The 20,882-nt window shown below is 65.7% G+C and carries 20 protein-coding genes; 7 read left to right on the top strand and 13 right to left on the bottom strand.

The genetic code is table 11. The features are described from left to right. Positions 1 to 89: 89 nt before the first annotated feature. The 7 genes from flgG to flgL all read left to right on the top strand — a co-directional run bounded on the left by flgG (position 90) and on the right by flgL (position 8,390). The gene (gene flgG, locus OKW41_RS39975; protein WP_429453960.1) at positions 90 to 878 is read left to right on the top strand and encodes a flagellar basal-body rod protein FlgG; all 789 of its coding nucleotides are present in this window, start codon (positions 90 to 92) and stop codon (positions 876 to 878) included. 29 nt (positions 879 to 907) lie between these two features. Continuing rightward, the gene (gene flgH, locus OKW41_RS39970; RefSeq protein WP_429454631.1) at positions 908 to 1,606 is read left to right on the top strand and encodes a flagellar basal body L-ring protein FlgH; all 699 of its coding nucleotides are present in this window, start codon (positions 908 to 910) and stop codon (positions 1,604 to 1,606) included. Positions 1,607 to 1,608: 2 nt separating this feature from the next. Next, the gene (locus OKW41_RS39965; RefSeq protein WP_026225507.1) at positions 1,609 to 2,778 is read left to right on the top strand and encodes a flagellar basal body P-ring protein FlgI; all 1,170 of its coding nucleotides are present in this window, start codon (positions 1,609 to 1,611) and stop codon (positions 2,776 to 2,778) included. A gap of 12 nt (positions 2,779 to 2,790) precedes the next feature. Continuing rightward, positions 2,791 to 3,795 carry a flagellar assembly peptidoglycan hydrolase FlgJ gene (gene flgJ / locus OKW41_RS39960; protein ID WP_429575878.1) on the top strand — a complete coding sequence of 335 codons (1,005 nt, stop codon included), beginning with the start codon at positions 2,791 to 2,793 and terminating at the stop codon, positions 3,793 to 3,795. Between the two features lie 355 nt (positions 3,796 to 4,150). Further along, the gene (locus OKW41_RS39955) at positions 4,151 to 4,924 is read left to right on the top strand and encodes a flagellar brake protein (protein WP_429575877.1); all 774 of its coding nucleotides are present in this window, start codon (positions 4,151 to 4,153) and stop codon (positions 4,922 to 4,924) included. A gap of 235 nt (positions 4,925 to 5,159) precedes the next feature. Beyond that, positions 5,160 to 7,154 carry a flagellar hook-associated protein FlgK gene (gene flgK / locus OKW41_RS39950; RefSeq protein WP_429575876.1) on the top strand — a complete coding sequence of 665 codons (1,995 nt, stop codon included), beginning with the start codon at positions 5,160 to 5,162 and terminating at the stop codon, positions 7,152 to 7,154. A 9-nt stretch (positions 7,155 to 7,163) separates the two neighbouring features. Next, a complete protein-coding gene (gene flgL / locus OKW41_RS39945; protein WP_429575875.1) occupies positions 7,164 to 8,390 on the top strand; it encodes a flagellar hook-associated protein FlgL in 1,227 nt (408 codons plus the stop codon). Between the two features lie 67 nt (positions 8,391 to 8,457). Here flgL and fliR read toward each other — a convergent pair whose 3' ends face one another. The 13 genes from fliR to fliF form a co-directional block, all read right to left on the bottom strand. After that, complete coding sequence (gene fliR, locus OKW41_RS39940; protein WP_184051828.1) at positions 8,458 to 9,240, bottom strand: flagellar biosynthetic protein FliR; 783 nt, start codon at positions 9,238 to 9,240, stop codon at positions 8,458 to 8,460. Between the two features lie 31 nt (positions 9,241 to 9,271). Next, on the bottom strand, positions 9,272 to 9,541 hold the full coding sequence (gene fliQ / locus OKW41_RS39935) for a flagellar biosynthesis protein FliQ (protein WP_090802525.1): 270 nt from the start codon (positions 9,539 to 9,541) through the stop codon (positions 9,272 to 9,274). Positions 9,542 to 9,575: 34 nt separating this feature from the next. Next, positions 9,576 to 10,385 carry a flagellar type III secretion system pore protein FliP gene (gene fliP / locus OKW41_RS39930; protein ID WP_429575874.1) on the bottom strand — a complete coding sequence of 270 codons (810 nt, stop codon included), beginning with the start codon at positions 10,383 to 10,385 and terminating at the stop codon, positions 9,576 to 9,578. Further along, the gene (fliO, locus tag OKW41_RS39925; RefSeq protein WP_429453974.1) at positions 10,385 to 10,900 is read right to left on the bottom strand and encodes a flagellar biosynthetic protein FliO; all 516 of its coding nucleotides are present in this window, start codon (positions 10,898 to 10,900) and stop codon (positions 10,385 to 10,387) included. Before fliO ends, fliP begins: the two co-directional genes overlap by 1 nt. Continuing rightward, entirely contained in the window at positions 10,897 to 11,361 is a 465-nt protein-coding gene (gene fliN / locus OKW41_RS39920; protein WP_090802529.1) for a flagellar motor switch protein FliN, read from the bottom strand. The genes fliO and fliN overlap by 4 nt, the downstream gene beginning before the upstream one ends. After that, entirely contained in the window at positions 11,354 to 12,352 is a 999-nt protein-coding gene (gene fliM / locus OKW41_RS39915; protein WP_018418751.1) for a flagellar motor switch protein FliM, read from the bottom strand. Before fliM ends, fliN begins: the two co-directional genes overlap by 8 nt. Positions 12,353 to 12,410: 58 nt before the next feature. Next, on the bottom strand, positions 12,411 to 12,911 hold the full coding sequence (gene fliL, locus OKW41_RS39910; protein ID WP_429453976.1) for a flagellar basal body-associated protein FliL: 501 nt from the start codon (positions 12,909 to 12,911) through the stop codon (positions 12,411 to 12,413). 756 nt (positions 12,912 to 13,667) lie between these two features. Continuing rightward, on the bottom strand, positions 13,668 to 15,212 hold the full coding sequence (locus OKW41_RS39905) for a flagellar hook-length control protein FliK (protein WP_429575873.1): 1,545 nt from the start codon (positions 15,210 to 15,212) through the stop codon (positions 13,668 to 13,670). A gap of 61 nt (positions 15,213 to 15,273) precedes the next feature. Further along, a complete protein-coding gene (gene fliJ / locus OKW41_RS39900) occupies positions 15,274 to 15,723 on the bottom strand; it encodes a flagellar export protein FliJ (protein ID WP_429575872.1) in 450 nt (149 codons plus the stop codon). Positions 15,724 to 15,740: 17 nt separating this feature from the next. Then, on the bottom strand, positions 15,741 to 17,384 hold the full coding sequence (fliI, locus tag OKW41_RS39895; RefSeq protein WP_429575871.1) for a flagellar protein export ATPase FliI: 1,644 nt from the start codon (positions 17,382 to 17,384) through the stop codon (positions 15,741 to 15,743). Beyond that, a complete protein-coding gene (fliH, locus tag OKW41_RS39890) occupies positions 17,378 to 18,061 on the bottom strand; it encodes a flagellar assembly protein FliH (RefSeq protein ID WP_429335453.1) in 684 nt (227 codons plus the stop codon). Before fliH ends, fliI begins: the two co-directional genes overlap by 7 nt. Beyond that, a complete protein-coding gene (fliG, locus tag OKW41_RS39885) occupies positions 18,054 to 19,049 on the bottom strand; it encodes a flagellar motor switch protein FliG (RefSeq protein WP_429453984.1) in 996 nt (331 codons plus the stop codon). Before fliG ends, fliH begins: the two co-directional genes overlap by 8 nt. Continuing rightward, positions 19,039 to 20,835 carry a flagellar basal-body MS-ring/collar protein FliF gene (gene fliF / locus OKW41_RS39880; RefSeq protein ID WP_429575870.1) on the bottom strand — a complete coding sequence of 599 codons (1,797 nt, stop codon included), beginning with the start codon at positions 20,833 to 20,835 and terminating at the stop codon, positions 19,039 to 19,041. Before fliF ends, fliG begins: the two co-directional genes overlap by 11 nt. Positions 20,836 to 20,882 lie beyond the last annotated feature (47 nt).

Here is a 20,882-nt window from a genome sequence, read left to right as displayed (position 1 = left end):
TGCGCTACGAGGCGCGCTCCGAGACAGCTTTGCATGGGGCCGGAGTAAGCGCTAAACCGCCAATTCCGCCCGACATTGGAGAACCATAAGTGAACCGCTCACTGTATATCGCCGCTACCGGCATGAATGCGCAACAGGCGCAGATGGACGTGATCTCGAACAACCTCGCGAACGTCAGCACCAACGGCTTCAAGGGCTCGCGCGCGGTGTTCGAGGATCTGCTGTACCAGACCATCCGCCAGCCGGGCGCGAACTCGACGCAGCAAACCGAACTGCCGTCCGGCATCCAGCTCGGCACCGGCGTGCAACAGGTCGCGACCGAGCGTCTGTACACGCAGGGCAACCTGCAGCAGACCGGCAACTCGAAGGACGTCGCGATCAACGGCGCGGGCTTCTTCCAGGTGCAGATGCCCGACGGCACGACGGCCTACACGCGCGACGGCTCGTTCCAGACCAACGCGCAGGGTCAGCTCGTCACGTCGAGCGGCTACCAGGTGATTCCGGCGATCACGATCCCGACCAATGCGACCTCGCTGACGATCGGCAGCGACGGCGCGGTGTCGATCACCGTGTCCGGCTCGAGCAATACGCAGCAGCTCGGCACGATGCAGCTCGCGACCTTCATCAACCCGGCCGGCCTCGACGCGAAGGGCGAGAATCTGTTCGCGGAGACGGCGTCGTCGGGTGCGCCGAACGTGTCGCAACCGGGTCTGAACGCCGCGGGCACGCTCAACCAGGGTTACGTGGAAGCGTCGAACGTGAACGTCGTGCAGGAGCTGGTGAACATGATCCAGACGCAGCGCGCGTACGAAATCAACAGCAAGGCCGTGACGACCTCCGACCAGATGCTGCAGACCTTGAGCCAGATGCAGGTTTGAGGACTGGAAATTTAAGGCGGTAAACGATGATGTCGCACTCCACACGCACTCCGGTTCATTCGCGCACGGCCGAGGCGCTCGTGCAGCTCGCGCTGCTCGCCGCGCTCGGCGGCTGCGCACTCGTGCCGAAGCAACCGATCACGCAACAGCCGATGAGCGCGCTGCCGCCGGTGCCGCCGCAGGCGCAGGCGCCGGGCTCGATCTACAACCCGGGCTACGCGGGCCGTCCGCTGTTCGAAGATCAGCGGCCGCGCAACGTGGGCGACATCATCACGATCGTGATCGCCGAGAACATCAACGCGACGAAGTCGTCGGGCGCGAATGCGAAACGCAACGGCAGCACGGACTTCAACGTGCCGACCGCGGGCTTCCTCGGCGGACTGTTCGCCAAGACCAACCTCAGCGCGACCGGCAGCAACGGCTTTGCCGGCACCGGCGGCGCGAACGCGTCGAATACGTTCAACGGCACGATCACGGTGACCGTGACCGGCGTGCAGGCGAACGGCAACCTGATCGTGAGCGGTGAGAAGCAGATGCTGATCAATCAGGGCAACGAGTTCGTGCGCTTCTCGGGCGTCGTCAATCCCAACACGATTTCGAGCCTGAATGCCGTGTACTCGACCCAGGTCGCCGACGCGAAAATCGAATACTCCGCGAAGGGCTACATAGACGAAGCGGAGAACATGGGCTGGCTGCAGCGGTTCTTCCTCAACGTGGCGCCGTGGTGATCATGGGTACTGTCTTCAACACGCTGTCGCGCGCGGGCCGCGCACTGATGTTCGTCGCGCTCGCCTGCGCGGCGCTGCCGGCCGCGACGCCAGCGCACGCGGAGCGCCTGAAGGACCTCGTGCAGATCCAGGGCGTGCGCGACAACCCGCTGATCGGCTACGGCCTCGTGGTCGGCCTCGACGGCACCGGCGACCAGACCACGCAGACGCCGTTCACGACGCAGACGCTCGCGAACATGCTCGCGAACCTCGGCATCTCGATCAACAACCAGGCGGCGGGCTCCAGCAACTCGCAGTCGTCGCTGTCGAACATCCAGCTGAAGAACGTCGCCGCGGTGATGGTGACCGCGGTGCTGCCGCCGTTCGCGCGGCCGGGCGAAGCGATCGACATCACGGTGTCGTCGCTCGGCAATGCGAAAAGCCTGCGCGGCGGCACGCTGCTGCTCACGCCGCTGAAGGGCGCCGACGGCCAGGTGTATGCGCTCGGCCAGGGCAACGTCGCCGTGGGCGGCGCGGGCGCGAGCGCGAACGGCAGCAGGGTGCAGGTCAACCAGCTCGCCGCGGGGCGCATCACCAGCGGCGCGATCGTCGAGCGCTCGGTGCCGACGGCGGTGTCGCAGGCGGGCACCATGCAGCTCGACCTGAACGACATGGACTACGACACCACGCAGCGCGTCGTCGCGGCGATCGACAACGCGTTCGGCAGCGGCACCGCGACCGCGCTCGACGGCCGCACGATCCAGCTGCGCGCGCCGGCCGATCCGCAGCAGCAGGTCTCGTTCATGGCGCAATTGCAGAACCTCGAAGTGCGGCCCGGGCAGGCCGCCGCGAAGGTCATCCTGAACGCCCGCACCGGCTCGATCGTGATGAACCAGATGGTCACGCTGCAGAACTGCGCGGTCGCGCACGGCAATCTGTCGGTCGTGATCAATACGCAGCCGGTGGTGAGCCAGCCGGGCGCGTTCTCGAACGGCCGCACGGTGGTCGCGCAGCAGTCGCAGATCCAGATGAAGCAGGACAACGGCTCGCTGAAACTCGTGAACGCCGGTGCGAACCTCGCCGAAGTGGTGAAGGCGCTCAACGCGCTCGGCGCGACGCCCGCGGATCTGATGTCGATCCTGCAGGCCATGAAAGCAGCCGGTGCATTGCGCGCCGACCTTGAAATCATCTAAGGAGCACGCGAGATGAATTCCGATACGACCAATAGCGTCAACTCCGCCAACGATCTGACCAGCCGGTTCGCGCTCGACGTGCAGGGCTTCGGCGCACTCAGCGCGCAGGCAAAGGCCTCGCCGCAAGCCGGCATGAAGATGGCCGCGCAGCAGTTCGACGCCGTGTTCACGCAGATGATGTTGAAGAGCATGCGCGATGCAACGCCGCAGGACGGTCCGTTCGATTCGCACGACACGGCGACGTTCACGTCGATGATGGATCAGCAGATGGCGCAGCAGCTGTCGAAGAAGGGCATCGGCGTCGCCGACGCGATGCTCAAGCAGCTGATGCGCAACCAGGGCATGCAGGTGGGTGGCGCGAACGGCGCGGGCGCGGCGGGTGGTCTCGCCGGCATGGCCAACGCGCTCGGCGGCGGTAGCGGCGGCGACGAAGGCCAGAGCGCGGCGCTCCACGCGCTCGCGCGTGCCTACGGCAACGCCCAGGCCAACGGTCAGCTCGGGCTCGGCCGCGCCTACTCGGCCAATAGCGCGCTGACGCCGCCGGTGCGCGGCGACGGCAGCTCGTCGAAGGTCGACGCCTTCGTCGACAAGCTCGCCGCGCCGGCGCAGGCCGCGAGCGCGGCGACCGGCATTCCGGCGCGCTTCATCATCGGTCAGGCCGCGCTCGAATCGGGCTGGGGCAAGAGCGAGATCAAGAAGGCCGACGGCTCGGCGAGCCACAACGTGTTCGGCATCAAGGCGGGCAACGACTGGACCGGCAAGACCGTGTCGACGGTCACGACCGAATACGTGAACGGCAAGCCGCATCGCACGGTCGAGAAATTCCGCGCGTACGACTCGTACGAGGAAGCGATGACCGATTACGCGAGCATGTTGAAGAGCAATCCGCGTTACGCGCAGGTGATCAATTCGTCGCACGACGTGAACGGTTTTGCGAACGGCATGCAGCGCGCCGGTTATGCAACCGATCCGCATTACGCGAAAAAGCTGCTGTCGATCATGCAGAAAATGGGCTGATTAAAAATAACGCACGCGACGGGCATTAAAGCGGTTTTAAAGATGTCGGTAAAAGCGGCGATAAAAGCAGCAGAAAAACCGGCATCGGTAAAAAGCTCCGCAAGGTCGGGGGGCGGGCAAGGTCGCGGAAAATAGGGCGGATACGTTTTTAACGTTTGCGCGAAATTTTCCGGCGAATATTTAAATTGAGCCCCTAAATTTTGGCTCGATGCTGCCGCTAACGAGTTAGACCCGATACCGGAATAGCGCTGTAAGGTCCGGTCGAACGCGTGTGTTGCGGCTTTGCATGAAGACCCTCAGAGTCCATGGCTAGGCCCTGGCACGTGCCCGCAAGAACATGCTTACCGGCAAGCCCATGGATATGAACCAGTCGAACGGCCTGATTGACACGAACGGTCAGCCGCACGTCCCGCAAAACGAGAGCGCTTCCGATTTCGGCCGCCGCAATCCGCTGGAAATCGGCGTGCAGCTGCGCAATATCGTCAATCGCGGCGATTTCCTCACCGTCGAATATGGGGGCGGGCAGATCGTCACGCGCCTGCTCGACGTCGACGTGCGCGAGCGCACCTTCACCTTCGATTGGGGCGCGCTGGCCGATGAGAACAAGGGGCTGCTCAACGCGCCACGCTGCCAGTTCCACGCGTCGCCCGACGGCGTGCGCGTCGAGTTCACGACCCCGACGCCACGCGAGACGCGCTTCGAGGGAATGCCGGCGTTCGAGGCCGACTTCCCCGAGGTGCTGTTCTACGTGCAGCGCCGCGAGTACTTCCGCGTCGCCGCACCAATTCTCGACCCGTTCATGTGTACGGGCCGCCTGCCCGAGGGCGACACGTTCCGCTTCGAGGTGCACGACCTGTCGCTCGGCGGCGTCGGGATGCGCACGACCGACCTGCGCGTCGCCGAGCTGCCGATGGGCGCGCGCCTGATGGACTGCGAGCTCACGCTCGGCGCGCTCGGCCGTCTGTCGCTCGATCTGCAGCTCGTGTCGCATCGCTCGCTCGCGCTGCCGAACGGCACGCAGCGCTATCAGCTCGGCTTCCGTTTCCTGTCGCTGCCGGGCAGCGCGGAAAACACGCTGCAGCGGCTGATCACGCAGCTCGAAATGAAGCGCCGCTCGCTGGCTCGCTGAGCGGCGAGCCAACGCGCGGTGCCGTGCGCGCGACGCCCGGCACCGCGCGAACGTTTTGGCCGACGAAGCAAACGTTGCACTCGCGTCGGAGGCAACAGCGCGGCAACGTCGCGCAAACGTCGCGGCGAGCTCAAACGAAGTGGAATGGCCCTCAATTTTTCGCACGTCGGGCCGTTAAAGAGGATGTTCCACTAACGCGGTGGCATGTCTGCGATGCCGCCCTTCAGGATGACGCATGTCCAGCAATCTGTTGACTATCGGCCTTAGCGGACTCAACGCGGCCCAATGGGGTTTGACGACGACTGGTGAGAACATCAGCAACGCGTCGACACCCGGCTATACGATGGAAACCCCGGTGTATTCGGAGACGGGCGGCGCGTATACCGGCTCCGGCTACCTGCCGATGGGCGTCTCCACCGACACCGTGACGCGCGCGTACAGCCAGTACCTGACGACCGAGCTGAACAACGCGCAGTCGTCGAGCAGCGCGCTCACCGCGTACAACACGATGATCACCCAGCTCAACAACCTCGTCGGCAGTCCGACCGCCGGGATTGCGAGCGCGATCAGCGGTTACTTCACGGGGCTGCAGAACGTCGCCAATAACGCGTCGAGCGTGTCGACGCGGCAGACCGCGATCAGCGACGCGCAGACGCTCGCGAACCAGATCAACGCGGCGGGCCAGCAGTACGACCAGTTGCGCTCGAGCGTCAACACGCAGCTGAGCAACTCTGTTACGCAGATCAACACCTACACCGCGCAGATCGCGTCGCTGAATACACAGATCAAGCAGGCGAGCAGCCAGGGCCAGCCGCCGAACCAGCTGCTCGACGCACGCGACCAGGCGGTGTCGAACCTGTCCCAGCTGATCGGCGTGTCGGTCGTGCAGGACAACGGCAGCTATAGCCTGTTCATGTCGAGCGGACAGCCGCTCGTGCTGGCCGGCAACAGCTTCAATCTCGGCACGGCGACTTCGTCGGGTGATCCGAGCGAGCTGTCGGTCCAGTATCTCGGCCAGGCCGGGGCAAAGCCGACACCGACGCCGCAGACGCTGTCCGACACGAGCGTGTCCGGCGGCACGCTGGGCGGACTGCTGCAATTCCGCTCGCAAACGCTCGATCCGGCCGAGGCGCAACTCGGCGCGATCGCGACCAGCTTCGCCGCGCAGGTCAATGCGCAGAACGAACTCGGCCTGACGCTGAACGGCACCGCGGGCGGCGCGCTGTTCACGGTCGGCTCGCCGACCGTGTACGCGAACTCGCAGAACACCGGCAACGCTACGCTGGGCGCCTCGTTCGCCGACGCGACCCAGCCGACCACGGGCGACTACACGCTGTCGTACGACGGCAGCACCTACACGCTGACGGACAGCCAGACCGGCAGCATCGTCGGTTCGGCGGCGAACCTGACCAACCCGATCGGCGGCCTGCGGTTCTCGGTCGCGAGCGGCACGATGAAGGCCGGCGACTCGTTCTCGGTCGAACCGACCCGCGGCGCGCTCGACGGCTTCGCGCTGACCACCACGTCGGCGTCGGCAATCGCGGCCGCGGCGCCGGTGCTCGCGTCGGCGTCGACGTCGAACACCGGCACCGGGACGATCACGCAAGGCACGGTATCTGTCGGCTACAGCGCGCCGACCAGCACCTCGACGATCACTTACACCGCGGGCACCGGCCTGACCGGCTTCCCGGTCGGCACGGTGGTGACAGTCGCCGGCTCGCCGTCCACGCAGTACACGATCAGCTCGTCGACGACCGCGGTGCCATACTCGCCGAGCTCGGGCGCGACGCTGACGATCACCAACCCGAGCAATTCGACCAGCGCGGGCGTGATGAACAACGTGACGGTCACGATCAGCGGCACGCCCGCCAACGGCGACTCGTTCACGATCGGACCGAACACCGGCGCGACCAACGACGGCCGCAACGCGCAACTGCTGTCGAACCTGACTTCGGCGCAGGTGCTCAACGGCGGCACCTCGACGCTGACGGGCGCGTACGCGAGCTACGTCAACAACATCGGCAACCAGACCACGCAGATCCAGACCTCGGCGACCGCGCAAAGCACGCTCGTCACGCAGATCACGTCGGCGCAGCAGTCGGTGTCGGGCGTCAATATCAATGAGGAAGCGGCCAACCTGCTTCAGTACCAGCAGCTCTATCAGGCCAACAGCAAGGTCATCCAGACGGCGCAGACGCTGTTCCAGACTTTGCTTGGCATCTTCTCGTAAGGCGGAACCATGCGAATTTCGACCCAGCAGTACTTCAGCATGAACGTCGCGAACATGAGCAATCAGCAGGCTCAGTTGTCGCAGATCTATCAGGAAATCTCGAGCGGCCAGAGCCTGACCACGCCCGCCGACAATCCGCTCGGCGCCGCGCAGGCCGTGCAGCTCAGCTCGACGGCGTCCGCGCTGTCGCAGTACACGACGAACCAGAACGCGGCGCTCACGTCGTTGCAGGCCGAGGACTCGACGCTCTCCACCGTCATCACGACGTTGCAAAGCGCGAACACGTTAGGCCTGCGCGCCGGCGACGGCGGTTTGAACGACGCCGACCGCACGGCGATCGCCGCGCAGCTGACCACCCTGCGCGACCAGCTCGTCACTTACGCGAATGCGACCGACAGCTCGGGCAATGCGCTGTTCGCCGGTTTCCAGAATTCGACCCAGGCCTTCACGACCGATGCGGCCGGCAACGTCACCTATACGGGCGACACGGGCACGCGCACCGTGCAGGTCACCGGCAGCAACGCGGTCTCGACCGGTGACAATGGGCTGTCGGTGTTCATGAGCGTCGGTGCGACCAACGCGCAGCCGATCGCCTCGGGCGACCCGGCCAATACCGGCAGCGGCGTGATCGGCGCGGTGTCGGTCAAGGATCCGACCAACGCGGGGAACGCGGACTCGTACCAGATCCAGTTCAGCGGCAGCGGCAGCTCGCTCACCTACACGGTCACTGACACGACGACCAACGTCGCGGGTACGGCGCAGCCGTACACGGCGGGCTCGGACATCACGATCGCGGGCCAGACCGTCGAAATCACAGGCACGCCGGCCGCCAACGACAAATTCACGGTGCAGCCGGCCAACCAGGCGGGCACCAACGTGTTCACGAACCTGAACGCGATGATCGCCGCGCTCCAGCAGCCGGTGAGCGGCGACCCCGCGGCCTCGGCGAAGCTGCAGAACGCGTTGAATATGGGCCTGTCGCAGCTTGGCAACACGCTGAACAACATCACCGCGGTGCAGGCATCGGTCGGCGGCCGCGAGCAGGAAGTCAAGGCGCTGCAAACGGTTACGGAGACCAACTCACTGCAAACGCAAAGCGATCTCGCGGACCTGACCCAGACCGACATGGTCTCGACGATCAGCAAGTACACGATGCAGCAGGCGGCCCTGCAGGCTTCGCAGCAAGCGTTCGTAAAGATCCAGAACATGTCGCTGTTCCAGTACATCACCAGCTGATGCCGCTCCGGCGGCGCAATAAAGAAACCGGCGCGAGCCGGTTTTTTTATGTCCGCGATTTTCGGCGTTATCTCAGCGCCGCCGCGACCCGTCCCATCTCATCGATGCCGTTATCGAACAAGCGCACGAAGAACGGAATCATGTTCGGCAGCATCAGCTGCACGAGCAGCAGGCCGACCAGCATCGTCAGCGGAAAGCCGATCTGGAACACGCCGATCTGCGGCGCCGCGCGATTGAGAATGCCGAGCGCGAGGTTCGCGATCAGCAGTGCGACGACGACCGGCAACGCGAGCAGCAGCCCCGCCGAGAAGATCGAGCCGCCCCAGTTCGCGAGCGTTTGCCAACCGTGCGGCGCGAGCAGGTTCGCCGACACCGGCACCGACTGGAACGTCGTCACGAGCGCGGCGATCATCTGCAGATGACCGTCGACGGCGAGAAACACCAGCGTCGCGATCGTCGTCATGTAGCGTGAGATCACGACGCCCGAGCCGGTCGCCTGCTGGTCGAAGAAGGTCGCGAAGCCAAGGCCCATGCCGAGGCCGATGAAGTAGCCGGTCGCGTCGATCGCCTGGAACACGACCTGCATCGTCACGCCGAGCGCGATGCCGATCAGGAACTGGTTGACGAGAATCCACACGCCGGCCGCGGAAAACACGGTGACCTGCGGCAGCGCGCCGATCGTCGGGGCGACGATGATCGTCGCGAACGCGGCGAGACCGATTTTCACGCGCGAGGGCAGCGACATGTTGCCGAGCACCGGCGCGGTCGCGATCAGCGCGGCGATGCGCGCGAACGGCCACAGGAACGCGGTCAGCCAGACGTTCAGTTGCGCGTAGGTGACCGTGAACATGGAGTGGGGAGGGCAGACGTGCCAGCGGCGCTCAGTTGACGAGCGTCGGAATGCTGGTGATCGTGTGGCGCAGATAGTCGAGCATCGTGGTCAGCATCCATGGTCCGGCGATCACGAGCGTGAGCGCGATCGCGAGCAGTTTCGGGATGAACGACAGCGTGCTTTCGTTGATCTGCGTGGCCGCCTGGAACAGGCTCACGACCAGACCGACGACGAGCGCGACGAGCAGCAGCGGGGCTGCCAGCACGAGGCCGACGTACATGGCCTGGTGGGCCAGCGTCATGACTGCTTCGGGTGTCATCGTGAGTGCCTGAGGAACAAGGAGTCGAAAAAAATCAGACGAAGCTCTGCGCGAGCGAGCCGAGCAGCAACTGCCAGCCGTCGACGAGCACGAACAGCATCAGCTTGAACGGCAGCGAAATCGTCGCCGGCGACACCATCATCATGCCCATCGACATCAGCACGCTCGCGACCACCATGTCGATGATCAGGAACGGAATGAAGATCGTGAAGCCGATCGTGAAGCCGGTCTTCAGCTCGCTCGTCACGAACGACGGTACCAGCAGCGACAGCGGCACGTCTTCGGGCCCCTGCATCGGCGCCGCATGGGAGATGCGCGCGAACAGCGCAAGGTCGCTTTCGCGGGTCTGACGCAGCATGAAGGTCTTGAACGGCGCGACGCCGCGCGCCACCGCCTGATCCATCGACATCGTGCCTTCGGAGAACGGCTTGTAACCTTCGTTATAGGCTTTATTGAGCACCGGCGACATCACGAACAGCGTCAGAAACAGCGCGAGACCGACGACCACCTGGTTCGGCGGCGTCGTGGTCGTGCCGAGCGCCTGGCGCAGCAGCGACAACACGATCACGATGCGCGTGAAGCTCGTCATCATCAGCACCATCGCGGGCAGGAACGACAGCATCGTGAGCAGCAGCATCGTCTGCACGCTCAGCGAGTAGGTCGTGCCGCCGTTGGGGCCGGGGCTCGTCGTGAACGCTGGCAGGCCGGCGGTTTGCGCGAAAGACAGCGTCGGCAGCGCGAACAGCAGTGCCGGCAGCGCGAGTTGAAGCGCTGCGGGGAGCGCCCGCCCCGCACGGCGCGTAAGCGTGAAGAACGAACCTGACCGCCTGAAACTGACCTGCATTACCGATCCCCGCCGCGGTGCGCGTTGAAACGTTTGCCCACTTCGCCTTTCAGGGCGTCGCGAAAGCGTTGACCAAAAGTGCCGGAAAGCGGTGCCGGCGAAGCGGCAACCGTATCGGCCGCGACGGAACCCGCCGGCATCGTATGCAGCAGCCGCACGTTGCCGGGCGCGGCGCCGAGCACGAGCCACGTATCGCCGATCTCGACGACCGCGACGCGTTCCTTGCCACCGAGCGAAGCGCCGCCGACCGTCTTCACGAGGCCGCCGCGCTGGCCCGGTTGCAGGCCGAAGCGTCGCGCGAGCCATGCGCAGCCGAACACGAGGCCGATCACGACCGCGAGCCCGACGAAGGTTTGCAGGACCGCGCCGACGCCGAGCGCCGGCACCGCGCTACCCGCGCCGACACCGGAGGCGATCTTCGCGGCGTTGTTGACCGCGTTCATGTCGGCGGCGTGCGCGACGGTGGACTCGAAAAACGACGCGAGCAGCACGCCGCGACCTGCCAAACGTTTCATCGATTGAGTTTCCGGATGCGTTCGGACGGCGTGATGATGTCGGTCAGCCGGATACCGAACTTGTCGTTGACGACCACCACCTCGCCCTGCGCGATCAGGCAGCCGTTGACGAGCACGTCCATCGGCTCGCCGGCCATGCCGTCGAGTTCGACGACCGAGCCCTGCGCGAGCTGCAGCAGATTGCGGATCGCGATCTTGGTGCGGCCGAGTTCGACCGTCATCTGGACGGGAATGTCCAGGATCATGTCGATGTCGTTGTGCGTCGAGGTCGGCGCGGCCTTCGACAGCGGCTGGAACACGGCGCCCGCGGCCGGGTTGATTTCGTCGTTGCCGTTCTGCTCGGCGAGCGCGCTTGCCCAGTCGGCCATCGCCGCGTCGTCTTCCACGGCGGACAGCTCGCCGGCGGCGAGTTGCTCGGCTGCCGCGAGATCGGTCTCGGGCTTTGCGTTCAGGTCACTCATATCCACCTTCCTTCATCGTGTCGGCTGCGCTGATCATCTTCTGGACCCGCAACGCGTACTGACCATTGAAAATTCCGTAGCCGCATTCCATCACCGGCACACCGTCTACTTTCGCGGTGATGTGCTCGGGGATGTTGATCGGCAGAACATCGCCTTTGCGCATGTTCAGGATCTGTTCGAACGTGACCGGCACCTGCGCGAGATCGGCGCTCAGCTGCACTTCGGCGGCCTGCACCTGCTGCGACAGCACGCGCACCCAGCGTCGGTCGACGTCCACCGCCTCGCCCTGGATCGGCGACGAGAGAATGTCGCGGATCGGCTCGATCATCGAGTAGGGCATGCAGATGTGCAGCGTGCCGCCCGTCGAGCCGAACTCGATCGAGAACTGCGTGACGATGACGATCTCGTTCGGTGTCGCGACGTTGGCGAACTGCGTGTGCATTTCCGAGCGCACGTATTCGAACTGCAGCGGGCGCACGCTTTTCCACGACGCCGCGTAGTGCTCGAACGTCAGATTGAGCAGCTTCGTGATGATGCGCTGCTCGGTCTGCGTGAAATCGCGTCCTTCGACGCGCGTATGGAAACGACCGTCGCCGCCGAACAGGTTGTCGACCACGAAGAACACGAGGTTCGGATCGAACACGAACAGAGACGTGCCGCGCAGCGGCTTCACGTGGACCAGGTTCAGGTTGGTCGGGATCGGCAGGTTGCGCGTGAACTCGCTGTACTTCTGCACCTTCACCGGGCCGACGGAAATTTCCGCCGAGCGCCGCATGAAGTTGAAAATGCCGACGCGCAACAGGCGCGCGAAGCGGTCGTTGATGATTTCGAGGCCCGGCATCCGGCCACGGACGATACGTTCCTGCGTCGCGATGTTGTACGGACGCACGCCCGTGCGGTCGTTTTGCTCGGATTCCGTGTCGGATTCGCCGGTGACGCCCTTCAGAAGGGCATCGACCTCCTCCTGGGACATGAACTCTTCGTGGCCCATTGCTTATTCCTCGTGCGTCCCTTGGCGATTGATGATGGCAGCGCTTGACAACGTCACGTCACTGCACGACGAATTCAGTGAACAGCACGTCCTGCACGCGGATCGGTGCGGCGCCCTTGTCGGTCGGCTCGGTGATCAGCGTCTTCAGCTCTCCGGCGAGCGCGCGCTTGCCTTCGAGCGGCGCGAGTTCTTCGGGGTGCTTGTTCGACAGCGCGAGCAGGATGCGGCTGCGCACTTCCGGCATGTGATCGGTGAGCGCCTGCTGGGTGGCGGCATCGCCGAGCTTGAGCGTGAGGCCGATGCGCAGGAAGTGTTGCTGGCCGTCGTCCGATTGCAGGTTGACGGTCATCGATTCGAGCGGGAAGAACAGCGGCACGGCGGATTGCGCCGGCGCGGCTTCGGCCGATACGGCGACGGGTGCGCGCTTCGACAGGAAGAACCACACGCCGGCACCGGCAGCGCCCGCAGCGATCAGCGCAATGAGGACGATCAGGATGATGCGCTTCATGGGGCCCGGCGAGGCGGGCGCGGCTTGTTGCGGGGCGGTCGTGGTTGCCATTTGGTTTGCCAGCTTGTTGCTGGCCTAGTAAGGGTTAGGGTGATTGTTGTTGATTTGCCTGCGGCGCTATGGGTCGAAAAGAAGGGCTATTTCTGGCTATTTCTGGCCGTTTCTGGTTTTGGGCTTTTTTTTTGTCGTTGTTCTGGCTTTGTTGGCCTTTCCTTGTTGGCTTATCGGTCTATTAGCGTTGCCCCTGTGCGGGGCGGCACCTACTTTCTTTGCTGCTGCAAAGAAAGTAGGCAAAGAAGACAGCTAAAACCGCCAGCCCATAAGCGGGTCCCCTGGCTTGGAAGGGGTAGTGGTGCATCTGGAATCCGTGCCCCCGCACATTCCGCGGTAGTGACAAGGCCGTCATTCTTCCGGCGGCGCTACGCGCGCCGAAACCCCGCTCAAAAACCACTGGTTGTTTCGGCGCATCGCCGAGGCGCAGCCGATGGCTCCGCTGCGCGGGCCAAACCATTGGTTTCCCTGGCAGACCCGTCCGCGACGCACGTAGTGCGGAGTGGGAGCGGATGACGGCTTTGTCACGAACGGCGGAATGTGCGGCGGCCCGGATTCCAGATGCACCACTACCCCTTCCAAGCCAGGGGCCCCGCTTAAGAGTTGGCGGTTTTAGCTGTCTTCTTTGCCTACTTTCTTTGCAGCAGCAAAGAAAGTAGGTGCCGCCCCGCACAGGGGCAACGCTAATAGACCGATAAGTCAGCAAGGAAAGGCCAACAAAGCCAGAACAACGACAAAAAAGCGCCCCGCCTCGCTTCAGGCAAACGTATCGACTAGTCCAACCTGCTGCCGCACGGCAACGTTACCGATGGCATCGCTGGACTCCACCGAACTGTCCCCTGCAAGGGCGCCGCCCCCACCACTACCCCTCTTCCCATTCCCCCCACCCGCGCCAGCGCTCTGCTGTTGTTGCCCGCTCTGCCGCGCAAACCCATCACTCACACTCGCACTGCCGAGCCCAATCCCATTCGACTCCATCGCCTCGCGAAGCTTCGGCAACGCCGCCTCGACCGCCTCCCGCACCGACTGGTGCTGCGAAACGAACAGCGCATGCGCATGGTTATCCGCCACCTGCAACACGACCTGCAACGGCCCCAGATCCTTCGGATTGAGCGTCAGCTCAGCACTCTGCGAATGCGCATTCGACAAAAACACCACCTTCTGGCTCAGCGCGTCTTCCCAGTCGCTCGTGCCGACCTGCGGCGTCAACGCATTCGCGGCGGCGGCCGCGCTCGCATTGCCCGTACTCTGCACTGCCGCCGTCGTGCTCGCGGCGTTCGCTGCCGCTTGCGTCGCGGCCAGCGCGGCGTTCGCCGCCTCGGACGCGCTGCGCGCCGATGCGAGGTTGTCCGCCTGGCCGCTCGTCGCGGCCGCGGCGCTCAACGCATCGGCGGCCGACTTCGCTGCCGACGGATCGGCCAGCGCGGTCGCGGCGGCCGTCGCCGTCGACGTCGTGTGGGTCGTCGAGGCGCCCTTGCCGCTGCCGAACAGGCCGCTCGCGAGCGTCTTGTCGTCTGACGTGCCGTTCAGACCGTTTTTCGTGTTGCCCAAGCCGCCCGCCGCGCTCGACACGCTCGCGGCTTTTGCGGCCGCGCCGCCAGCAAGCGCGGCCGCGGGCACCGCGCCCTGGCCGCTCGACAGCGCGGACAGCGCACTCTGCAACGCATCCTGCAGCGACTTCGGATCGACCGCGCTTTTCCTGCTTGCCGCGGTGGCCGCGAGCGCGCTCGTGGCCATGCCGGCCAGCGCGCTCACCGCATCGGCGGCGGAGCTCGCGGCATCGGTCGTGGTGGTGGCGTTCGAGTCGGCGTTGTTGGCGACGACCTGTGCCTGCGCTTGCGCCTGAGCCTGGGCGGCAGCCGCAGCGGCGGCGAGCGCGCCAGCGTCGGTTTGCGCCTTGGTGTCTTTCTGCCTGGCTTGCGTCGCGGTCGTCTGGCTGTTCGATGCCTGCTGCGTTGGTGTCGTCGACGGCGTGGACGACGGCGATGACGCGCTGCTGCTGGCGGCGTTGCTCGCTGTGCCGTTGCCGTTCTGGTTGCCGCTCGCGCTCTGCTGCGAGGAAGCGGGAGCGGACGTGGAAGCGGGCGGCGGCGCACTGGGCGCGCTCGGCGCCGAGGCTTGCGACGCCGTCGCTGATCTGGTCTGCTGTTGATTCGCGCTGTTCTGCTGGTCGATGCTTTGCTGCAAGGTCTGCGCGAACGGGCTCGAGCCCGCGGCGTTCGCGGACGCGCTGCTCGACCCATTGCCGCTCGTGTCGAGCAGCGTGCTCAGTTGGGAACCGATCTGTGAAAGAAGCGACATAAAGAATCCTGTGAATCGGTCGAACGGGTGTGCCGTAGGGCGTTAGCCGCGAGGCAAGGCCTCACGCGCCGTCGGCTCGCATGCGCAGACTCCGCGCCGCATATTCGTCGGCGTCGCGCTGTTCGCGCCGCGCCGCAACCTTCGCCTCGGCCGCCTCGCCGCGCGCCTGCAGCACTTCGTACGAGCCGAGCTTCTGCTTGTGGCGCTGCCAGTCGGGCTTCGCCGCCTCGAGGCGCGCGCTCGCCGCCGCGAGCAGGTTGCGCTGCTGCTCGATCGCGGCATCGAGCGTGTCGATGAACGCCTGGAAGTTGCGCATGTTGCCGGCCGGCATGCCCGACTGCGCGCTCTCCATGAAGCGTGCGTAGTATTCGTCGCGGTACTGCACGAGCGCATCGAGTTGCGCCTGTACGTCGTTGCGCTCGCGCTGCGCGCGGCCGAGCCGCTGCGCGGCGGCGTCCACGTCGTCCTGCGCGAGACCGATCAGCGTCTTGATCGGAAAATGTTTCGACATCGTCAGCCTCCTCGGCCCTAAGCAAACAGCGCATTCAGCATGTCGATGCTCGGCTGGAAGTTCGCGCACTCGCGAAAGCCTTGCTGCAGGAACGCTTCCATCCGCGGATACAGCGCGATCGCGCGATCGAGCACCGCGTCGCGCCCGCTCGAATACGCGCCGACGTTGATCAGATCGCGGTTGCGCTGATAGCGCGACAGCATCTGCTTGAACATACGCGTTTTATTCAGATGGTTATCGTCGATCAGCGCGGTCATTGCCCGGCTAATCGACGCTTCGATATCGATCGCAGGGTAGTGGCCGGCTTCGGCGAGCGAGCGCGACAGCACGATGTGGCCGTCGAGAATCGCGCGCGCCGAGTCGGCGATCGGGTCCTGCTGGTCGTCGCCTTCGGTGAGCACCGTGTAGAACGCGGTGATCGAGCCGCCGCCCGCCGGTCCGTTGCCGGTGCGCTCGACGAGCGCCGGCAGCTTCGCGAACACCGACGGCGGATACCCCTTGGTCGCGGGCGGCTCGCCGATCGCGAGCGCGATCTCGCGCTGCGCCATCGCGTAACGGGTCAGCGAATCCATTAGCAGCAGCACGTGCTTGCCCTGGTCGCGGAAGTATTCGGCGAGCGAGGTCGAGTACGCGGCGGCCTGCATCCGTAACAGCGGCGACACGTCGGCCGGCGCGGCGATCACGACCGAGCGCGCCAAACCTTCCTCGCCGAGAATCTGTTCGATGAACTCCTTCACTTCGCGGCCACGTTCGCCGATCAGGCCGATCACGATCACCTCGGCGCTGGTGTAGCGCGCCATCGTGCCGAGCAGCACAGATTTACCGACGCCCGAACCCGCGAACAGCCCCATCCGTTGACCACGACCGACGGTTAACAGCGAGTTGATCGCGCGCACGCCGACGTCGAGCACCTTGTGAATCGGCTCGCGATTGAGCGGATTGATGACCGGCGCGGACAGCGGCGCGTCCTTTTGCGTGCCGAGCGGGCCGAGCCCGTCGAGCGGACGGCCGGATGCGTCGAGCACGCGGCCGAGCAATTCCCAGCCGACCGGCAGACGCTTCGCGCCCGCGAGCGGGTCGGCGATGGGCGCGCTTTCGAGCGGAAAGACCCGCGCGCCGGGCAAGAGGCCCATCACTTCGGTGGTCGGCATCAGGAACAGCTTGTCGCCGGAGAAGCCGACCACTTCGGCTTCGGCCATCGGCAGCGAACTGCCGGGCGGCAACTCGATCATCACTTCGGCGCCGACCGACAGACGCAGGCCGACCGCTTCGAGCACGAGACCGGCCGCGCGTGTGAGACGCCCGCACGCGCGCAGCGGCTTCGCGATCGCGTTGCGCGCGCGCAGCGCGTCGAGCTGGCCGCGCCATGCCTGCATGTGGGGATTGATGTCGAGCGCGGGATCGTAGGACGGCGCGTGCGGAGCGTGAGCGGCGGAAGCACTGCGCGCGGCGTGGTTCGTCGCGGCGGACTCGCGGCTCGCCGCCGCGCCTGTCGCTGGATGTGCGCTCGCAGGAGCCTGCCATGCCGCATCCGGGGGCTCCGGAAGACCGGCCGACTCGACATCGGCCAGCGCCTCGGCGCCGAACGACGCCAAGGCGAGCTCGCGTTCGAGCGGCGTCAGATCGCTCGCGCGGATCTCGTCGAGCGTCGGCTTCACCACGTGCTCACCTTGCCGAGCGCGGCGGCGACGCGCTGCCAGCGCGTGTCGATGCCCGCGTCGACCTCGCCGGTGCCGGCCTGCGCGCGGCAACCGCCACGCTCCACCGATGCGTCGGTGCGCACGGTCCAGCCGCGCGTTTGCAATTCTTCGAGCAGATACGCCTCGACGACCGGCAGATCGGCGGGACTCACGATCAGCGCCGGCGCGCCGGCAAGCGCGGGCTCGGCCGCGAGTACCTCGCGCGCGGCCGCGATCAGTGCGGTCGGGTCGTGCTGCACGTGCTGGCGCACGACCTGCTGCGCGATGTCGAGCGCGAGTGCGATCAGCGTTTCGGAGATCGCGTGCTGCGCGCCATCGAGCGCGCTCTTGAAGGTTTCGGCGAGCGCGGCGAGCCGCATCGCTTCCTCGCGCGCCTCGGTCTGGCCTTGCGCGAAACCCTGCGCGTGCCCCTGGTCATAGCCCGCCTGATAGCCGAGCGCCTGGCCGGCCACATGACCGGACGCGACGCCCTGTGCATGCGCGGCTTCGCGGCGGTGCTCGAGTTCAGCTTCGAACGCGCGCTCGTCGAATTCGGGTTCGGCAGGCGGCGGCGCCGGCGGAGCCGGGTCGAACGACGCCATCTCCCAGCGCTGGTAGGCCGAGAGGCTTTCCTTTGCCGGGGCGTTCGGATCAGACATAGGCGTCTTCCGCCTTGCCGCCGATCACGATCTGCCCGCTCTCGGCCAGGTTGCGCACGATCTGCAGGATGCGGCGCTGCTGCGTCTCGACTTCGGACACGCGTACCGGGCCGCGCGCGTCGAGGTCTTCGGCGAGCAACTCGGCCGCGCGCTGCGACATGTTCGACAGGAACTTCTGACGCAGCGCGGGCGCCGCGCCCTTCAGCGAGATGATCAGCGCTTCGGATTCGACTTCCTTCAGCAGCAGCTGGATCGCGCGGTCTTCGAGGTCGAGCAGGTTCTCGAACACGAACATCTGGTCGATGATCTTCTGCGCGAGCTCGGCGTCGTACTGGCGCACGTTTTCGATGACGCCTTCCTCGTGGTTGCTCGACATGAAGTTCAGAATCTCGGCCGCCGTGCGGATACCGCCCATCGGGCTGCGCTTCAGGTTGTCGCTTCCGGACAAGAGGCCGGTCAGCACGTCGTCGAGCTCGCGCAGCGCGGCCGGCTGGATGCCGTCGAGCGTCGCGATCCGCAGCAGCACGTCGTTGCGCAGCCGGTCCGTGAAACAGCCGACGATCTCCGAAGCCTGATCGCGGTCCAGATGCACGAGGATCGTCGCGATGATCTGCGGATGCTCGTTCTTGATCAGTTCCGCGACCGCCGCCGAATCCATCCACTTCAGGCCTTCGATGCCGCTCGTGTCGCTGCCCTGCAGGATCCGGTCGATGATCGCGCCGGCCTTGTCGTCGCCGAGCGCCTTGGTCAGCACGGAGCGGATGTAATCGCTCGAATCGAGCGACATGCCGGTGTGCTGCTCGGCCTCGCGCACGAACTCCTGCAGCACCTCGTCGACCTGCTCGCGGGTGACGTTCTTCAGCGCGGCCATCGCGACGCCGATTTTCTGAACCTCACGGGGGCCCAGAAACTTGAATACCTGCGCCGCCTCTTCCTCGCCGATCGACATCAGCAGAAGCGCGCTCTTCACTACGCCTTCAGCGCTCATCGGACACCCAGTTCTTGACGACGGTTGCTACGATCTTCGGATCCTGACGCGCGATGCTGCGCGCGAACTCCAGGTTCCGCTCGTATTTGTGCTTCGCGTTTTCGAGCGCGAGCTTCTCGCTATCCGCTTCGATTTCGACCACCGCGCCATCGCGCTCCTCGGCCGGGATGCCGTCGAGCAGCACCGGTTCGTCGGGCGCCATCAGCGCGGCAACCGGCTCGGGCGGCGGCGGGAAGGCGCGGCGCAAGGCCGGCTTCACCATCACGAAGTAGAGGAACAGGGCCACCGCGCCGATGCCGAGGTACGTCGCGATCTGCTTGTACAGCGCGAGCATGTCGGGCGTGCGCCACCACGGCAGGTCGGCGTTCGGGTCGAGCTCGGTGGTAAACGCGCTGTTGACCACGTTGACCGAGTCGCCGCGCGACGCGTCGAAGCCCATCGCGTCCTTCACGAGCTGGGTGATCTGCGCGAGCTTGTCGGCGCTGACCGGCTGCATCGTCACGTGACCCTTCGGATCGACGACCCGCAGATAATTGACGACCACCGCGACCGATAGTCGGCGGATGCCGCCCATCGGCTGGTCGACGTGGCGCACGGTCTTGTCGAGCTCGTAGTTGGTGGTCGAATCCTTGTGATCGCTGACCGGCGTCGTGCTCACCGAGCTCGCGCCGTTGCTGGCCACGATCGGCGCGGAGGCCGGCTGCGGCGGCTGGTTCGACAGCGCGCCCGGCACGCCCGAGGCGCCGCCTTGCGACATTTCGGTGGCGCTGCTCTGCTGCTGGCTGCGGATCGCGGCCTGCTGCGGATTGCCGTTCGGGCCGTAATTTTCCGAGGTCTGCTCGCTGTGCGAGAAGTCGATGTCGGCGCTGACCTGCGAGCGCGCGTTGCCGGCGCCGAACAGCGGCGCGAGGATCGTGTCGATGCGCTGCTGGGTGTTGCGCTCGATCTGCTGGCGGAACTTCAGCTGGGTCGCATCGAGTCCGCTGCCATTGGTCGGCTGCGTGAGCAGGTTGCCGTCCTGGTCGAGGATCGTCACGCCGCGCACCGGCATTTCCGGCACCGCCGACGCCACCATGTGCGTAATCGCGACGACCTGCCCTTCGTCGAGCACGCGGCCCGGGTACAGGTTCACGAGCACCGCCGCCGATGGCGCTTCCTTGTCGCGCACGAACACGCTCGGCTTCGGAATCGCGAGATGCACGCGCGCCGATTTGACGCTCGAGATCGCTTCGATCGTGCGTTCGAGTTCGCCTTCGAGCGCGCGCTGATAGTTGATCTGCTCGTCGAACTGGCTGATGCCGAATTTCTGGTTGTCCATCAGTTCGAAGCCGACCGAGCCACTCTTCGGCAGCCCCTGCGATGCGAGGCGCAGGCGCATCTCGTGGACCTGCTCGGCCGGCACGAGGATCGCGCTGCCGCTTTCGGACAGCTTGTACGGAATATTGGCCTGCTGCAGCGCGGTGATGATCGAGCCGCCGTCGCGGTCGGACAGATTGCTGTAGAGCACCTTGTAGCTGGGCGCGCGCGACCACAGGAACAGGCCGGCGACGACCGCCACCAGCAGCGCGACCGCGAACACGAGCGGCGCGCGCGGGTTGCCGCGCATCTGCGCGAGTCCGGACAGACGCTGGCCGAAATTGCCGCCGATACCTCCGAAGCCGCCGAGGCCACCGAGGTCGGCCGTGCCGCCGGCCTGGCCGCTACCGGCCTGACCGGCAGCGGGCTGCGCGCCGGCGAGCCCCATACGGGCGTCGGGGTTGATCAAAGAGTTGGCTGACGAATCCATGCGTCGGGTTTCTCCGGGGAATGCCTTGGCGTTCTGTCGTGATGCCG

Origin of the sequence: Paraburkholderia sp. UCT70 (assembly GCF_050434085.1) — a bacterium.
GTDB lineage: Bacteria > Pseudomonadota > Gammaproteobacteria > Burkholderiales > Burkholderiaceae > Paraburkholderia > Paraburkholderia tuberum.
Note: the sequence above shows the minus strand (reverse complement) of the source record. Positions and strands in the feature narration are given on the sequence as shown.

Bases quoted from the DNA above. Each gene is read 5' to 3' on its own strand.
- flgH (WP_429454631.1), top strand. From the start codon at position 908: ATGTCGCACTCCACACGCACTCCGGTTCATTCGCGCACGGCCGAGGCG.
- OKW41_RS39965 (WP_026225507.1), top strand. From the start codon at position 1,609: ATGGGTACTGTCTTCAACACGCTGTCGCGCGCGGGCCGCGCACTGATG.
- flgJ (WP_429575878.1), top strand. From the start codon at position 2,791: ATGAATTCCGATACGACCAATAGCGTCAACTCCGCCAACGATCTGACC.
- OKW41_RS39955 (WP_429575877.1), top strand. From the start codon at position 4,151: ATGGATATGAACCAGTCGAACGGCCTGATTGACACGAACGGTCAGCCG.
- flgK (WP_429575876.1), top strand. From the start codon at position 5,160: ATGTCCAGCAATCTGTTGACTATCGGCCTTAGCGGACTCAACGCGGCC.
- flgL (WP_429575875.1), top strand. From the start codon at position 7,164: ATGCGAATTTCGACCCAGCAGTACTTCAGCATGAACGTCGCGAACATG.
- fliR (WP_184051828.1), bottom strand. From the start codon at position 9,240: ATGTTCACGGTCACCTACGCGCAACTGAACGTCTGGCTGACCGCGTTC.
- fliQ (WP_090802525.1), bottom strand. From the start codon at position 9,541: ATGACACCCGAAGCAGTCATGACGCTGGCCCACCAGGCCATGTACGTC.
- fliP (WP_429575874.1), bottom strand. From the start codon at position 10,385: ATGCAGGTCAGTTTCAGGCGGTCAGGTTCGTTCTTCACGCTTACGCGC.
- fliO (WP_429453974.1), bottom strand. From the start codon at position 10,900: ATGAAACGTTTGGCAGGTCGCGGCGTGCTGCTCGCGTCGTTTTTCGAG.
- fliN (WP_090802529.1), bottom strand. From the start codon at position 11,361: ATGAGTGACCTGAACGCAAAGCCCGAGACCGATCTCGCGGCAGCCGAG.
- fliM (WP_018418751.1), bottom strand. From the start codon at position 12,352: ATGGGCCACGAAGAGTTCATGTCCCAGGAGGAGGTCGATGCCCTTCTG.
- fliL (WP_429453976.1), bottom strand. From the start codon at position 12,911: ATGGCAACCACGACCGCCCCGCAACAAGCCGCGCCCGCCTCGCCGGGC.
- OKW41_RS39905 (WP_429575873.1), bottom strand. From the start codon at position 15,212: ATGTCGCTTCTTTCACAGATCGGTTCCCAACTGAGCACGCTGCTCGAC.
- fliJ (WP_429575872.1), bottom strand. From the start codon at position 15,723: ATGTCGAAACATTTTCCGATCAAGACGCTGATCGGTCTCGCGCAGGAC.
- fliH (WP_429335453.1), bottom strand. From the start codon at position 18,061: ATGTCTGATCCGAACGCCCCGGCAAAGGAAAGCCTCTCGGCCTACCAG.
- fliG (WP_429453984.1), bottom strand. From the start codon at position 19,049: ATGAGCGCTGAAGGCGTAGTGAAGAGCGCGCTTCTGCTGATGTCGATC.
- fliF (WP_429575870.1), bottom strand. From the start codon at position 20,835: ATGGATTCGTCAGCCAACTCTTTGATCAACCCCGACGCCCGTATGGGG.